Below are 14804 nucleotides of genomic sequence, written 5' to 3'. Positions count from 1 at the left end.
CTCCCCCTGGTGATTTACGCGCCGGCGCGGCGCCGTCGACGACCGCGAGCTGCGGGCGCGGGCGTCGGCGCAGGGGGCGGAGGCACGGCGCTGCGGTCTCCCGAGAGCCAGCGCACCCAGGTCTGGTCGGCATCGCCTTCCAGGACGAGCGCGCGCACGAGAAGAGTGAGGGGGATGGAGAGGATCGCACCGAGCGGTCCGATGATGAACGTCCAGAAGATGACGGAGAAGAAGCTCAGGGTCAGGCTGAGGTCGACGGCGTCGCTGACGAACTTCGGCTGCACGAGCACCTGCAGCACCACGTTCACGACGCAGTACACGGCGACGACGCCGAGCATGAGGGGCCAGCCTCCCACCACGAAGGCGAGGATCGCCGGGGGGACGAGTCCGAGGACGAAGCCGATGTTGGGGATGAAGTTCGTGACGAACGCGAGGATCGCCCAGACCACGGGAGCCGGCACGCCCATCCACCACAGGGCGAGGCCGTCGATGATCGCGACGATCGCGCCGAACGTGGCGTTCACGATGTAGTAACGGCGGATGCCCGCGTTCAGATGCGTGATGCGGGCGATCACGACGCCCTTCGTGGCCCCGAACAGGGCCGGCGCCTGACGATACCGCGCGGCGTCCACCGCCATGAAGATGATGTATGCGCAGACGAAGAACAGCGCGGTGGCGACGCTGAGAACCGTGCCGCCGACGCTTCGCACGATGCCCAACAGGGTCGTGGGGTCGAGCACGGAGGCCGCGGCATCCGAAGCCTCCTCATCGAGGCCGAGCGACTGCAGCCAGGCGACGACCTGGTCGGCGGTGTCCGCGAGGCCGCCCTCGGAGACGAGATCGCCGATCAGGCGGGCGAACTGCGTGCCGGCGAGCCAGAGCAGCGCTCCCATGGCCAAGAGGATCAGATAGGCGACCACGATGACGCTCGTCGTGCTCGCCCACGTCGGCCAGCCGCGGCGATCGAGGGGACGGCGCAGGGGCTCGCAGATCACCACGATGACGATCGCGAGCGCGACCGGTCCGACCAGGTCGCGCGCGAAGTACACGCCGGCCAGCGTCACGACGGAGGCCGCGAGCACGAGGAGCACGCGCAGGCTGGGGGAGAGCATGCGGTCTGGCGCACCCTGGGGTGCCGGCGAGGTGGTCACGCGGCCAGCGTAGCCGTCGGGACGGCGGTTTCCCGTCGCCCCGCGGGGGTCGGATGAGCGCGGCTCAGAACGACTCCGGTGCGACCAGCGGAGGCGGGCCCTGGCTCTGCACGACGACCGCTGTGAGTTCTGCGGCCTCCAGCGCGTCGGCGACGGAACGCACGGTGGCCGAGACGACGGCGGCGCCGTGCAGAGGATGGTGCCAGATCCGGAGAGCGAGCATCCAGCGGTCAGGCGAGATCGAGACGACGTGCACGACCGGGTGTTCGCGGGCGTGCACACCGTCGACGGCGCTCGCCGCGGTCGTGATCACCTGGATCACCTCGTCGAGGTCGGCGCCGTCCGACCGGACGACCCTGACGTCCACGGCGCTGCGACGCGCACCGTGCCGGGAATCGTTGACGAGCACCCCGCTGAGCAGCGCGGCGTTGGGAACGTGCACCGTGCGTCCGTCGACGGTGGTGAGGACCACGGAACGACCGTTGAGCTCCTGCACGGTGCCGCGGATCACGCCGTCTGGTCCGTCGACGGCGATCTCCTCGCCGATCTTCACCGACTGCCGGGACTGGATCAGGACTCCTGCGGCGAAGTTGTCCGCGACGCCGCGCAGCACCAGGATCACGATGACCACGGCGACGGCCGTCATCGCGAGCAGCGGTTGCACGTTCGCGCCGAGGAACGCCAGACCGACCCCGATGCCGACCAGGAGCAGGGCGTACTGCGTGAGTCGGGCTGCCAGCTGAGAGACCGTGTCGGAGATCCCGGGGGTGCGCTTGGCGAGCGTGAGCACACCCTTGCGCGCGAACCGCGACAGCAGCCATCCGACGAGCACCGACAGCAGCGCCAGCACGATCTGCCAGGCGGAGAGCCCGTCGGGGAAGAGGTCGCCGAGGGTCACGGTCGTGTGCCGCTCGGGGTCTTCGGCCGGTGTGTGCGCCTCATGCGTCCAGGATGCGCCAGCGCACCGTGCGTCGGCGGGGGCGCTCACCCCGCGAGGGTGAGCGCCCCACGACCCGCACGCGCGGGAGCTGCACGATAGCGGCATGGAAGACAAGCCCGCTCCCGCCGACGACCGCACCTACGGGCTGCTCGAGATCAGCACCGTGCTCCTCCTCTCGATCACCGCGGTGATCACCGCGTGGTGCGGCTTCGAGGCGTCGAAGTGGGGTGGCGAGATGTCGATCGCCTTCAGTCAGGCATCCAGCGCGCGGGTGCAGGCGGCGTCGGCGCAGGCGACCGCGCAGGCGGCGCGCCAATACGATCTGACCATCTACACGCAGTGGGTGCTCGCGGACCGCGAGGGGTCGGAAGACCTGGTGGAGTTCATCGAACAGCGCTTCACGCCGGAGTTCGCCGTCGCCTTCGACGCCTGGGATGCGGAAGGTCGCGTGTCCGACGGCCCGTTCGCGATGGAGGAGTACGTGCCAGCCGGCGAGGCGGAAGCGGCAGAGTTGAGCGCTCGCGCAGACGAGAAGTTTGACGAAGCTCTGCGGAACAATCAGCGCGGCGACGACTATTCGCTGTTGACTGTGCTCTTCGCGCTCGTGCTGTTCTTCGCCGCACTCTCCCAGAACCAGCGTGCGCGTTGGCGGCGGATGGTCTTCGTGACGCTGAGCGGCGTGCTCGCCGTCGTCGGGGTCATCGTCCTGACGACATACCCGATCAAGATCTGACGCCGTCATGCGCCCCGCAAGCCCCTCGAACGAGACGCCGTCGAGGTAATGGCGCGGGGAAAGATCACCCGGGGGAGGCCCTTGAAGGGTGCCGGACAGCGCCACTAGCTTTGGTGCCATGTCGCCCCCCGTGCGTTCGACGTTGCCCGGACCGACGGTTCGGTTCCGGCCGCCGGCTCCCCAGCCCGGTGCGATCCGCCGCGAGCGCGTCAGCACCGCGATAGCCGAGGCAGCGGCGCGGGATGCGCTGACCGTGATCAGCGCGCCCAGCGGATTCGGCAAGACGACGGCCGTGGCCGACTGGGCGGCGTCGCTGGAACAGGTCGCCTGGCTCGGGCTCGGCTCCTCCGACGCCGATCCCTCCCGCCTGACGCAGGGCGTCGTGAATTCCCTACTGGTCGGGGCGGCACGTGCGGGACGACCGCTCGCGCTTGCCCGCGACCTGGACGACCCCCATCACGCCTACGCCGAGATCTGCCGGGTCTTGGAACACCTCGACACCCGCACCCACCTCATCGTCGACGACGCGCAACGGGCAGGGGAGGACTGGCGAAGCGGTCTCCTCGGCATGCTGGCCGAGCAGGCGCCGGACGGTCTGCGGGTCGTGCTCGTGGGGACGACTCTGCTCGAGGTCACACTGTCGCGGCATCGCCTCATGCATCCGGAGTCGTTCGTGAGCGTCGACACCCTCAGCTTCACCCCGGCGGAGGTGCAGCTCCTGCACGATGCGAAGGCGAGCGCTCTCGATCCGGGGACGATCTTCGAGGAGACGCAGGGGTGGCCGATCGCCGTGCGGCTGATGATGATCGGCGGCGCCAGGGCCGACTCCGGTGCGCAGAGTGCGTCGAGCTTCCTCGGTACCTACGTGCGCGAGCACGTCCTCGGCGTGCTGCCACCTGAGGTCGTGGAATTCGTGCTCGAGGGGAGTGTGTGCGGCGAGTTGACACCCGAGCTGGCGGCGGCGGTGACGGAGCGGCCGGACGCCGCCGAACTGCTCGAGAGCTGCGTGCGCCTCGGACTGTTCCTCGATCGGTACGAGGAGCCCGACGGCGTCGTCTACCGCTGGCATGCGTCCTTCGCCAGACAGTGCGCGGAGATCCTGCGACAGGATGCGGCTCGCGCCGCCGCCTGTCATCGTCGGGCGGCGAAGGCACTCGAGGCGACGGACCCCATCGCCTCGATCACGCACTCGCTCCGCGCCGACGAGCCCGTGGCCGCACGGGAGTCCCTGTTGCGCCACTGGCTCGGGCTGGTCGTCGGGGCGAGCGCCTCAGAGGTCGAACGGACCGCGACCGACATGCTGCGTCGCACGCCGGACGATGCGCAGGTGCTCCTCGTCCGCTCGTGTGCGAGCGATGTGCTGGGCGACCACCGAGTGGCCCGCGAGTTGTTCCGGCGTGCCGAGGCGATGATCGCCCGCACCGGCGACGGCAGGGAACCCGCGGTCCTGCAGATCGCACGCCTGTTCATCGCCGATGAGCGCGCGGCGGTGGCCGAAGCGAGCGCCAAGGTGCGCCGGATGCTGCTCGATGCGGACTCGACCGAGCTCGGCGACCGGGCCGCCCTCAACTATCTCCTGGGGTGGACCGAGATCCGGCATCGGGGCGATCCGACCATCCCGGTCGAGTACTTCTCGGCGGCCGCGCGAGAGGCGCAGAGCTCGGGGGACCAGGAGTTGGCGAAACGTTCACTGGGTCATCTCGCGTTCGGTCAGACGTGGGCTGGCCGCTTCTCGGACGCCCGATCGTCGCTCGCCTCGGTCGAGGGCGCCGAAGACGTGAGCCTGCCCTGGAGCACATACGCGGGTGGGAGCGCTGCGGCCGCGGCAGGGTACGTCGCCTACTGGGCGGGCGAGTCGGACGAGGCGATCCGGGCATTCGGGACCGTGATCGCGAACGGGAGCTCGGACCGGTCGTTCACGAGCATCGCGCGCATGATGATCGCGTACGCGTCGGCCGAGACGGGCGACGTGGCGGCCTGTCGCCGCGCGGCGATCGGCATCCAGGACATCCCGTTGGAAGTGGTACACGGCATCTCCTGGCCGGCGTTCCGGGAGTCGTCCGTCGCCCTGCTCGAGGAGGCGGTCGGACGCCAGGACCGCGCGATGCGGATCGCCAGGAAGTACATCCACTGCCCGGACCTGCCCGTCGTCAACGTCGCCCTCGCCGGCATGCTCCGTCGCGCCGGGGAGCACTCCGGCGCCCTCGAGATGCTGAGAGCGTTGCGTGCGTTCAGCGAGGTGTCGTATGTGAAATCCGCGACGCTCATCACCGCGGCGGTGCTTCGTCGCCAGGCGGGGCACCGCGAGGAGGCGCACGAACTGTGCGAGGCCGCGGTCGCCGTCGCCAGCGGCGAGAACATCCGGCTGCCGTTCGGTCCGAGGGAGACCGCCGTGCGAAAGCTCCTCGGCGAGCACGTGCACTACGGCACCCAGTTCGAGGACTTCATCGGCCGATGCCTGGCGAACGATGCGGCGGGTTCGCTCGTGGATGCGCTGTCCGACCGGGAGCGCGAGGTCTTCCAGCAGTTGCAGACGGCACGCACCCTGCACGAGATCGCGGGCGAGCTCTCGGTGTCGATCAACACGGTGAAGACCCACCAGAGGGCGATCTACCGGAAGCTCGGGGTCTCCTCGCGACGTGAGGCCGTGCGGACGACCGTCTGAGTCGCCATCATCCTGGTCACGACTGGCGAAGGGCGGCAGCGAGGACCGTGTTCGCGATCTCGGCCGGGATCGGCTGGACGGCGAGGATACGGTCCTCCCTGTGGTCGACGTCGCGCGCGAACCGTTCGCTCCAGGTCGGTTCGACGAGCATGAGCGCGGCGAGCGTTCCGACCGGCAGTTGCGAGGCGAAGTACCGCACGTCGTCTTCGCACACCAGACCGGGGGTGTCCAGCCCGAGGCCCGCGAGCGTGAACTCGTCGCCGTCGACCTCGATCAGGTGATAGCCGTCTTCGAGACGCCGCATCATCACGAAGTCCAGCAGGCGGATGGTGCCGCCCTCCACCTGACGCAGCAGCGCTTCGAGGATGCGCGGGCTGAGGCGGTCGTCTTCCAGACGCGCGACGACGAACTCGACGTCGCCGAGCGCCTGCAGGGTCACACCGACCGCCTCAACCATGCTGTCAGCTCAGGGCGCGGGCCTTGATGGCGGCGAACTCGTCGGGCGTGATGGTCCCGGCCGCGAGGAGCTTCGACGCCTTGTCGATCTCATCGCTCGGACTGGATCCCGCGACGCTCCGGATGTACGAATCGGCGGCGTGCTGCTGCTCGCGATACGCCGATGCGCTGCGTTCACCCATACCGCGTCCGCGCGCGATCAGGTACACGAGCGCCGTCAGGAACGGGACGAAGATGAGGAAGATGATCCACACGGCCTTCCACCAGCCGTTGAGGCTGTGGTCCCGGAACAGGTCGGCGACGATGTTGAAGAGCACCATCAAGTAGGAGATGAACACGAACACCCAGAAGAACCACCAGATGATGTCCCAGAAGCTTTCCCAAATGGACACTTCGGACCCCTTTCGTTGAGTTACTGCGTATCGCGATGGTGGCAGCGCCCGCGCCGCCGGGGGAGGACCGCTCACCCCTAGCGGGCGACCCCGCTCGGGCGCCGGTGGCCACGGCGGTCACCAGGAACGGGTGAGGGCGTTCGGTCTGCACGCGTCGCCCGCGCGTAGCGTGCACCTGTGGACGAGAGGGAGCCCGTGCGCGGAGACGCACCGAACGACCGCAGCCGTCGGCCCCGGCTGCGGCTGGTCCTGCCGGCACGGCCCGTGCTCTCCGGGTTCTCCGTCGCGGTCGGGGTGCTCCTGGCGATCGCCCTCGCCGCGACGATCGCCGGCATCTCCACGGTGCTGATCTCGATCTTCCTCGGCATGTTCCTCGCCCTGGGCCTGGACCCTGCCGTCCGGGCCCTGGAGCGGCGCGGAACGACGCGGGCCGCGGGTGTGGCGATCGTGGCGGTCATCTTCCTCGGGGTCGTTGCCGTGATCCTCGTGGTGCTGATCCCGGCGACGGTACGCCAGATCACCGCTGCCATCGAGGCGGCGCCGGAGACCATCGAGGCGATGGAGGCGAGTGCGTGGTATCGCACGCTGGAGGCGAACCTCGGCGTCGACCTCTCGGCGGCGGTCACGGAAGGCCTCCGCTCACTCACGACCCTTTCGTCGTTCCTCGCGATCTCCGGAGGCGTTCTCAAGGCAGGGTTCGGCGTCATCGGCGCCGTGTCGAGTTTCGTCCTGGTCGTGGTGCTCACGCTGTACTTCGTCGCGTCCCTCACGAGCATCAAGGAAGCGGTTGCGAACCTGGTTCCGCAGTATCGGCGTGCGCGGTTCACCGCGTTGCTGGAGGAGATCACGCAGTCGGTCGGGGGAGTGGTCGCCGGTGGCGTGACCCTGTCGGCGATCAATGCTCTGGTCGTGCTCGTGATCCAGCTCGCGGTCGGCTCCTCCATTCCCGCCGTGATGGCGATCGTCGCGTTCTTCATCACGCTGGTCCCGATGATCGGCTCACTCGTCTTCCTCCTGATCGGCGGCGTCGCGACGCTGTTCGTCAGCCCGATCGCGGCGCTCGTCTTCGTCGTCGCCTACCTCGTGTACATCCAGATCGAGGCGTACGTGGTGACGCCGCGGATCATGGGCAGGGCGGCCTCGGTGCCCGGCGTGCTCGTGATCATCGGCGCGATGATCGGCGCCACGCTCCTCGGTCTGCTCGGTGCGCTCGTCGCGATCCCGTTGACCGCATCGATCCTGATCGTGATCCGCAAGGTGTGGATCCCGCGGCAGAACAGTCGGACCTCGCCGCCGGACGACGATGTGCTCACCCCGTTGGGGTGAGCGCGGACATCACCTCGAGAGCGGCGATGCGAGCATGAGCGGACGGCCCGCTCCTCGCCACCGTGAGAAAGGACGATCCATGAACGACTTCCGATTCGGCCCCGCCGAGTTCTACCTCGTTGGCTTCGAGGGCGAGCGTCCGGACCCTGCCACGTTCCGCGCGCTCACCGACCTCGTCGACAGCGGCGTGGTCCGCCTCCTCGACTTCGTCGTGCTGTCGAAATCGGCGAACGGAGATGTCGAGATCGTCGAGCTGGAAGCGGACGGCGCGTCACTGGGCCTCGACGACTTCGCACCCATAGCCGCGGGGCTCGCCGGCGAGGAAGACGTCGAAGCGCTCGCCGAGGCGCTCGCCCCCGGTCAGTCGGCCGCGGTCGTCGTCCTCGAGCTCGCGTTCGCCCGCACCCTGGCACAGAACCTCGCGGCCGCGGGGGGTCAGGTGCTCCGCAGCGAGCGGGTTCCCGCACCGGTCGTGAACGCCATGATGGACATCCTCGATCAGGAAGGTGAATGACATGCCATTGAGAAGATTCGGTCGCCCCGGACTGATCGGCCTCGCTGCCAGGACGGCTGTGGTCGCCGGAACGGCCTCGGCGGTGGGCGGCGCCATGTCGCGGAACCAGCAGCAGCGTGCCCAGGGGCAGTACGAGCAGCAGCAGTACGAAGCCGCACAGCAGCAGGCCCAGATCGACGCCGCCGCACAGAACGCCGCCGCACAGTACACCGCGCCTCCGGCGGCAGCCCCCGCAGCAGGCGGCGCCGACGACATGATCGCGAAGCTGCAGCAGCTGGCTTCGCTGAAGGAGTCGGGCGTGCTGTCCGACGAGGAGTTCGCGGCGGCGAAACAGAAGCTCCTCAGCTGAGGAGCCGTCCGTCTGCGCTGAGAGAGCCGCCGGCCCCGAGGAGATGACGCATGAGTGAACTGGATGACCTGCGCGCCCGCGTCCTCCTCCTCGAACAGGAGAATCAGACGCTCAAGGCCCCGCGTCGCCGCCCGGTGGCACGGAGCGTCGTCGCCGCGATCGTGCTGACACTGGCCGTGTTGATGGCGCCGATCGCCGCGATGGGGACCTGGGCCCGCCTCCAGCTCGTGGACTCCGATCGATTCGTCGCGACCTTCGCCCCATTGGCGCAGGACCCCGACGTCCAGGACTTCGTCTCCGCCCAGGTCAGCACCGCGATCCACGAGCAGATCGACCTCGATGCCGTCGTCGGTGAGGTCTTCGACGGGCTGCGCGAACTCGACTTCCCCCCGCGCGCCGCATCGGCTCTCACTCTGCTCGAGGCGCCTGCGGCCAGCGGTCTGACATCGCTCGTCGACGGTGTCGTCCACGACGTCGTCGCTTCCGAGCAGTTCGCCGACATCTGGGCGCAGACCCTCCGGTTCACGCATGAGCGCGCCGTGGCGATCATGCAGAATAGCCCCGACACCGCGGTGCAGCTCGCGGACGACGGCGTCTTGTCGATCGACCTCGGTCTGGTCGTCGAACGGGTCAAGGCGGAGCTGACGGAGCGCGGTGTGGGATTCGCCGACTTGATCCCCGTGATCGACCGTTCGATCCCCATCGCCCAGGCCGACGCCCTCGTCCTGGTGCGCACGATCTATCAGATCGCCGTCGCCGCGGGATTCTGGCTGCCGTGGGTCGTCCTCGGACTCGTGGTCGCCGGAGTCCTCCTCGCCCGTGACCGTTCCCGTGCGCTCTTGTGGACCAGTGCCGCCTTCGCCGCGGCATTCCTCCTGCTCTCCGCGGGGATGGGGATCGGCAGGACGTTCTTCATCGGTGCGGTGAGTCCGTCGATCATGACGTCGGCGGCCGCTGAGGCATTGTTCGACGAAGTGACCGCACTGCTGGGTTCGACGATCGCTGCACTGGCCATGGTCGGGTTGCTCGTCGCGATCTGGGCGTGGTTCGCCGGGTCGAGCCGCAGCGCCCTGGCCGTCCGTGGCGTGCTCGGCAGCGGCTTCGCTGCCATCCGCGGCACCTGGGAGGGACGCGGGCTGTCCACGGGGCGTCTCGGTCTCGCCGTCGACCGCTTCCACGGACCGATCCTCATCGTCGGGATGGCGCTCGCCCTTCTCATCCTCGTCATGACCCGCCCCGTCTCCTTCGGCACGGTGCTCGGCGTCAGCGCCGGCCTCCTCGTCTTCGCCATCCTGGTGGAACTGCTCCGACGGCCGGGCCCTGTCGAGACGGCGCAGACGCGCACCGGTACCTCGGACGCTGCCGCGGATGGCGAGGGTGAGCCGGATGGCGCCGCTGCGGCGTCGGCGACCGCGCCGGTGCTCTGACGGGCTCGCCCGATAGATCACCCCCTGAGGGTGAGCGGGCTGCCTTTGCGCTCGGCGTGACGCCGATACTCGGCAGGAGGACGATGTTGTGCAACCCGGGACCGGAGGAGAGATGATGTCGGAATTCAATGCGGACTTCGCGGGGAAGATCGAGCTCGACGTGCGCGACTCCACGCCGGACTGGTCGCCGTACGAGCTCTCGGTCGCTCCGGAGGGCGCTCCCAACGTGCTGATCGTCCTCTACGACGACACGGGACTCGCGTCCTGGTCGCCCTACGGCGGTCGTATCAACATGCCGACGATGGATCGGCTGGCGCAATCGGGTCTCACCTACACGCAGTGGCACACGACGGCGCTGTGCTCGCCGACGAGGTCGACCATGCTGACCGGACGGAACCACCACGTCAACCGCGCCGGGGTCATCATGGAGGGCACGAACGGCTTCCCCGGATTCGCCGGACGACTTCCGGCTGAGTGCGCGACGATCGGACAGATCCTGCAGGGGAACGGCTACTCGACGTTCTGGGTGGGCAAGGACCACAACGTCCCCGAGGAGGACAACGCCCCGGGCGGAAACCGCTCGATGTGGCCGCTCCAGCTCGGGTTCGACCGGTTCTACGGCTTCCTCGGCGGCGAGACCAACAACTGGTATCCGGACCTCGTCGAGGACAACCACTTCATCGAGGCGCCGGCGACCCCGGAGGAGGGGTACCACCTCTCGAAGGACCTCGCCGACCAGGCTCTGGGCATGATCCGCAACCAGCAGGCGTCCAACCCGTCCAAGCCCTGGTACATGTGGTTCTGCCCCGGCGCCAATCACGCTCCGCACCACGCACCTCAGGAGTACATCGACAAGTACAAGGGGGCGTTCGACGACGGCTACGACGCCTATCGGGACTGGGTGCTCGCCCGCATGATCGAGAAGGGCGTCCTCCCGGAGGGCACGGCGATGACCCCGATCAACCCGCTGCCGGAGGATGCCGCGAACCCCGCGGACCACGTGCGCCCCTGGGACGAGCTCTCCGACGACGAGAAGAAGCTGTTCGCACGATTCGCCGAGGTGTTCGCCGGGTTCTCCGAGTACACCGACGCGCAGGTCGGACGCATCGTCGACTATCTGGAGGAGACCGGTCAGCTCGACAACACGCTCATCTTCTACTGTGCCGACAACGGGGCCTCGGGTGAAGGGTCGCCCGACGGTTCCGTCAACGAGAACAAGTTCTTCAACGGGTACCCCGACGATCTCGCCGAGAACCTGACGATGATCGACCGGCTCGGATCGCCCGACACCTACAACCACTACCCGACGGGGTGGGCTGCCGCGTTCTCCACGCCGTTCCAGATGTTCAAGCGCTACTCGCAGTACGCGGGCGGAACGTGCGACCCGATGGTCATCCATTGGCCGAAGGGGATCACCGCCCGAGGGGAGTTCCGGCACCAGTACCACCATTCCGTCGACGTGGTGGCGACGGTGCTCGATGTGATCGGCATCGAGATGCCGGACTCGTTCCGCGGTGTGGCCCAGCATCCGCTCGACGGGGTGTCGATGAAGTACAGCTTCGACGCGGAACCGGACGGGCCGACCGAGAAGAAGGTCCAGTACTACTCGATGCTGGGCACGCGGGGCATCTGGAAGGACGGATGGAAGGCGGCAGCCGTGCACGCACCCCTCAGCGGCAAGGGGAACTTCGACCAGGACGTCTGGGAGCTCTACCACGTGGCGGAAGACCGCTCCGAGTCGAACGACCTGGCGCAGAGTCAGCCCGAGAAGCTCCAGGAACTGATCGCCGCATGGTTCGACGAGGCGGAGAAGAACTTCGTGCTCCCGCTCGACGACCGCTCAGCGCGAGAGGTGCTCACGGTCGAGCGTCCACAGGCGGAACCGCCGAGGGACCGGTACGTGTACTACCCGGGCACCGACGCCGTGCCCGAGAGCGTGGCGGTGAATCTCCGAGGGCGCTCGTACAAGATCGTGGCCGATGTGGTCCTGGACGAGGGCGCGGAAGGTGTCCTCTTCGCGCACGGCTCGAGGTTCGGTGGCCACACCCTGTTCATCAAGGACAACCGCCTCACGTACGTCTACAACTTCCTCGGCATCCCCCCGGAGCAGTCGTTCACGTCGGAGGAGCTCACTCCGGGGCCCCACACGGTCGGTGTCGACTTCGTCCGCGAGGGCGCGGGCGAGCACGGGGAGTCGGTCGGCACGGCCACGCTCTACGTCGACGATCGCGCGGTCGCCTCCGGGCCGATGCGCGCGCAGGTCGGCAAGTTCACGCTATGCGGCGACGGCCTGTGCGTGGGATGGGACAGCGCCGACCCGGTGAGCCGGCAGTACGCCAACCCGTTCCCGTTCACCGGCGGGAAGCTGCTCGGCGTCGGCATCGACGTCAGCGCCGAACACTACCGCGACCTCGAACTCGAAGCCGCGGCGATGCTGTCTCGCGAATAGCAGGACGGCGGTGAGCGCCCCGGCGATGTCCGGGGCGTTCGCTGTCGATCAGGCGTCGCCGGCGTCCGAGACGGGCGCGGGGAACACCGTGTCCCAGTCGTCGCGCACACTGACGACCGTGTAGCCGCTGTCCGACGCGGCAGCGAGAGCCTTCTCGGCGCCGGCGTCGTATGGCGTGTCTCCGCGGTCCGGGTCGTCGTGGTGGATCAGCATCGCGAACCCTGACCGCGGTCCCCGTCGGGCGAAGTCCAGCATCGCGGTGTCGCCGTTCGAGTTGCCGCCGGCGAACAGGGGACGCCGACCGATGCGCGTCCAGATCCGGACCGGCTTCTCCGGGCCGTCGTCGAAGAAGGCGAGAGACGAGGAGTACCGCACAGTCGCGTCGGTGTCGTCCCAGGTGAGGCCGAAAGCCGAACCGACCACACGTTCCGGGGGGATGCCGTAGTTCGACAGCGTCATCGGTCGCATGAAGTCGCGCTCGCCGCCGGAGACGATGTAGCAGGTGAAGCCGTGGTGCTCCAGGTAGCGGAGCAGCTCGATCATCGGCTGATACACGGCGTCGGAGTACGGGCGTCTCAGGACCGGATGCTGCGCCGTGCGGTAGAAGTCCTCGACCGAGCGGGCGTAGTCCTCCACGCTCATGCCGTCCGTGAGTCCGACGAGCGCCTGGATGATGGTCGTGAGGTCGGAGTCGTCGCCCGCGTAGTGCTTGTCGATGGCGGTGCTCAGCCACCCGAAGTCACCGCTCACCGCAGCGCGATACGGCTGTCGCTCGGCCAGCTCCGGGTGGAGTTCGGCCGCCGCCCGCCACTGCTCCACCACGTAGTGCAACTGCGTGGGCATCGGCTTCTCCGACCACAGGGTGCCGTCGTTGTCGAACACGGCGATCCGCTCCTCGACGGGCACGGCATCCGGTCCCTCGGTGACGGCGGCCACGAAGGCCTCGATGTCACGGCGGGTCCGGTTGCCGCGCCATGAGCGCAGGGAGGGGTGGTCGGTCATGTCGGATCCTCGCGTCTCGCTCGGTGGTCGCCAGCCCCTCCATGTTGACATCGGGCGTCGGGCGGCACGCGCATCCGTCATCCCCGGAGGGTGAGGCACGCTACCCGGAAAAACCCGGCGTTCCCGGTGGCTGGAATACCCTCGGTGGGTATAGGGTTATGTCGAAGGAGTACCCCATGGGGGTATCCCGAATCGAGGAGAGGAACGTCATGAGCACGAGCGAATACCAGGTCACCGGAATGAGCTGCGGTCACTGCGAGGTAGCCATCCGCGGGGAAGTCGGCCAGATCCCCGGCATCGACGCGATCGAGGTTAGTGCGCAGACGGGCAGGCTCGTCGTCACCAGCGCAGAGCCCGTCGACGATGCGGCGATCCTCGCGGCGGTCGACGAAGCGGGGTACCAGGCGGTGCGAGCCTGATGAACACGGCGGGTCGTCTCGGCGTCTACGGCGCGGGGCTGGTGGTGGTGTTCGGCGCCGCGTTCGCGGCGTCGGGTGCCCTCGTCCCGGCCGACGCCGTGGCGTTCTGGGCGGAGCGAGGACCCGCGGGGCATGCGGCAGACGAGTCCGCGGAGCACGCGGGGGCAGACGAGCAGAAGGAGACCGAAGTGAGCGGAGTCACGATCGCCGCATCCGGATACGCCATCGGCCCGGTCAGCGCGCCGGGGGAGATCGACGCGGAGGGCGAGCTGTCCTTCGACATCCGCGACGCCACCGGCGAACCGGTCACCCGATACGAGACGGCGCACGGCAAACAGCTCCACCTCATCGTCGTGCGCAGCGACGGCAGCCACTACCGGCACGTGCACCCCGCGCTCGACCCGAAGACGGGCACCTGGTCGCTGCCGTGGACCTGGGATGCCGCCGGCACCTACCGCGTCTACGCGGACTTCACCGCCGACGGTGGGAACAGTGTGACGCTCTCCCGCACCGTCGACGTCGCGGGCGCCGTGGTGCCCGACGCCCCCACGGCGACACAGACCTCGGCGCGCGTCGCCGGATTCGATGTGACGATCAACGGCGCGCTGGTTGCAGGCACGGGAAGCGAGCTGACCGTCGAGGTCGCCCGCGACGGCGCGCCGGTGACGACTCTCGAACCCTACCTGGGCGCTTTCGGCCATCTGGTGGCCCTGCGCGAGGGTGACCTCGCCTACCTCCACGTCCATGCGCACGGCGACGAGCCGCAGCCCGGTGACCTGGCAGGACCCGCGGTGGTCTTCACCGCACAGACCCCGACCGCCGGCCGCTACCTGCTGTATCTGGACTTCCAGGTGGACGGCGCCGTGCACACGGCCGAGTTCGTCCTGGACGCCGCACCGGGAGACGCCGCCGCAGACGACTCCGGCGACGACGACTCCGGCGACGACGACCACGGCGGACACTGACCCACCGACACCGCGC

General features: G+C 68.7%; 14 protein-coding genes. 9 read left to right on the top strand and 5 right to left on the bottom strand.

Going from position 1 to position 14804, the window contains the following annotated elements:
- Window positions 1-14: 14 nt before the first annotated feature.
- Both AB0E56_RS13365 and AB0E56_RS13360 read right to left on the bottom strand, forming a co-directional pair.
- Complete coding sequence (locus AB0E56_RS13365; RefSeq protein WP_359799622.1) at window positions 15-1151, bottom strand: AI-2E family transporter; 1137 nt, start codon at window positions 1149-1151, stop codon at window positions 15-17.
- 64 nt (window positions 1152-1215) lie between these two features.
- Window positions 1216-2139, bottom strand: coding sequence for a mechanosensitive ion channel domain-containing protein (locus AB0E56_RS13360; RefSeq protein WP_359799620.1), 924 nt, complete (start codon window positions 2137-2139; stop codon window positions 1216-1218).
- A 55-nt stretch (window positions 2140-2194) separates the two neighbouring features.
- On the opposite strand from AB0E56_RS13360, the gene AB0E56_RS13355 reads away from it, so the two are divergent.
- Both AB0E56_RS13355 and AB0E56_RS13350 read left to right on the top strand, forming a co-directional pair.
- Window positions 2195-2824 carry a hypothetical protein gene (locus AB0E56_RS13355; RefSeq protein ID WP_359799618.1) on the top strand — a complete coding sequence of 210 codons (630 nt, stop codon included), beginning with the start codon at window positions 2195-2197 and terminating at the stop codon, window positions 2822-2824.
- 118 nt (window positions 2825-2942) lie between these two features.
- Window positions 2943-5489, top strand: a complete 2547-nt coding sequence (locus AB0E56_RS13350) for a LuxR C-terminal-related transcriptional regulator (protein WP_359799616.1) — start codon at window positions 2943-2945, stop codon at window positions 5487-5489.
- 16 nt (window positions 5490-5505) lie between these two features.
- On the opposite strand, the gene AB0E56_RS13345 is transcribed toward AB0E56_RS13350, so the two are convergent.
- Together AB0E56_RS13345 and AB0E56_RS13340 are read right to left on the bottom strand one after the other, a co-directional pair.
- On the bottom strand, window positions 5506-5946 hold the full coding sequence (locus AB0E56_RS13345) for a DUF6325 family protein (protein ID WP_359799614.1): 441 nt from the start codon (window positions 5944-5946) through the stop codon (window positions 5506-5508).
- 4 nt (window positions 5947-5950) lie between these two features.
- Complete coding sequence (locus AB0E56_RS13340; RefSeq protein ID WP_359799613.1) at window positions 5951-6337, bottom strand: hypothetical protein; 387 nt, start codon at window positions 6335-6337, stop codon at window positions 5951-5953.
- A gap of 177 nt (window positions 6338-6514) precedes the next feature.
- Here AB0E56_RS13340 and AB0E56_RS13335 point away from each other — a divergent pair, with 177 nt between their 5' ends.
- The 5 genes from AB0E56_RS13335 (at window position 6515) to AB0E56_RS13315 (ending at window position 12402) form a co-directional block, all read left to right on the top strand.
- A complete protein-coding gene (locus AB0E56_RS13335) occupies window positions 6515-7663 on the top strand; it encodes an AI-2E family transporter (protein WP_359799611.1) in 1149 nt (382 codons plus the stop codon).
- Between the two features lie 79 nt (window positions 7664-7742).
- Entirely contained in the window at window positions 7743-8177 is a 435-nt protein-coding gene (locus AB0E56_RS13330) for a DUF6325 family protein (RefSeq protein ID WP_359799610.1), read from the top strand.
- A gap of 1 nt (window position 8178) precedes the next feature.
- The gene (locus tag AB0E56_RS13325) at window positions 8179-8526 is read left to right on the top strand and encodes an SHOCT domain-containing protein (RefSeq protein WP_359799607.1); all 348 of its coding nucleotides are present in this window, start codon (window positions 8179-8181) and stop codon (window positions 8524-8526) included.
- A gap of 50 nt (window positions 8527-8576) precedes the next feature.
- Window positions 8577-9953, top strand: coding sequence for a hypothetical protein (locus tag AB0E56_RS13320; RefSeq protein ID WP_359799605.1), 1377 nt, complete (start codon window positions 8577-8579; stop codon window positions 9951-9953).
- A gap of 115 nt (window positions 9954-10068) precedes the next feature.
- Window positions 10069-12402 (top strand): arylsulfatase, encoded by a 2334-nt coding sequence (locus AB0E56_RS13315; protein WP_359799603.1) that lies wholly within the window; start codon window positions 10069-10071, stop codon window positions 12400-12402.
- A gap of 48 nt (window positions 12403-12450) precedes the next feature.
- Here AB0E56_RS13315 and AB0E56_RS13310 read toward each other — a convergent pair whose 3' ends face one another.
- Entirely contained in the window at window positions 12451-13404 is a 954-nt protein-coding gene (locus AB0E56_RS13310; protein ID WP_359799601.1) for an HAD family hydrolase, read from the bottom strand.
- 209 nt (window positions 13405-13613) lie between these two features.
- On the opposite strand from AB0E56_RS13310, the gene AB0E56_RS13305 reads away from it, so the two are divergent.
- Window positions 13614-13823 carry a heavy-metal-associated domain-containing protein gene (locus AB0E56_RS13305; protein WP_183152442.1) on the top strand — a complete coding sequence of 70 codons (210 nt, stop codon included), beginning with the start codon at window positions 13614-13616 and terminating at the stop codon, window positions 13821-13823.
- Window positions 13823-14788, top strand: coding sequence for a heavy-metal-associated domain-containing protein (locus AB0E56_RS13300; protein WP_359799599.1), 966 nt, complete (start codon window positions 13823-13825; stop codon window positions 14786-14788). Before AB0E56_RS13305 ends, AB0E56_RS13300 begins: the two co-directional genes overlap by 1 nt.
- Window positions 14789-14804: the final 16 nt, after the last annotated feature.

This window comes from Microbacterium sp. NPDC028030 (genome assembly GCF_040637855.1).
Taxonomy (GTDB): domain Bacteria; phylum Actinomycetota; class Actinomycetes; order Actinomycetales; family Microbacteriaceae; genus Microbacterium.
This window is presented reverse-complemented; position numbering and strand designations above follow the sequence as displayed.

Excerpts from the sequence above, each read along its gene's own strand:
- AB0E56_RS13355 (WP_359799618.1), top strand. The coding sequence starts at position 2,195 with ATGGAAGACAAGCCCGCTCCCGCCGACGACCGCACCTACGGGCTGCTC.
- AB0E56_RS13350 (WP_359799616.1), top strand. The coding sequence starts at position 2,943 with ATGTCGCCCCCCGTGCGTTCGACGTTGCCCGGACCGACGGTTCGGTTC.
- AB0E56_RS13345 (WP_359799614.1), bottom strand. The coding sequence starts at position 5,946 with ATGGTTGAGGCGGTCGGTGTGACCCTGCAGGCGCTCGGCGACGTCGAG.
- AB0E56_RS13330 (WP_359799610.1), top strand. The coding sequence starts at position 7,743 with ATGAACGACTTCCGATTCGGCCCCGCCGAGTTCTACCTCGTTGGCTTC.
- AB0E56_RS13325 (WP_359799607.1), top strand. The coding sequence starts at position 8,179 with ATGCCATTGAGAAGATTCGGTCGCCCCGGACTGATCGGCCTCGCTGCC.
- AB0E56_RS13320 (WP_359799605.1), top strand. The coding sequence starts at position 8,577 with ATGAGTGAACTGGATGACCTGCGCGCCCGCGTCCTCCTCCTCGAACAG.
- AB0E56_RS13315 (WP_359799603.1), top strand. The coding sequence starts at position 10,069 with ATGTCGGAATTCAATGCGGACTTCGCGGGGAAGATCGAGCTCGACGTG.
- AB0E56_RS13310 (WP_359799601.1), bottom strand. The coding sequence starts at position 13,404 with ATGACCGACCACCCCTCCCTGCGCTCATGGCGCGGCAACCGGACCCGC.
- AB0E56_RS13305 (WP_183152442.1), top strand. The coding sequence starts at position 13,614 with ATGAGCACGAGCGAATACCAGGTCACCGGAATGAGCTGCGGTCACTGC.
- AB0E56_RS13300 (WP_359799599.1), top strand. The coding sequence starts at position 13,823 with ATGAACACGGCGGGTCGTCTCGGCGTCTACGGCGCGGGGCTGGTGGTG.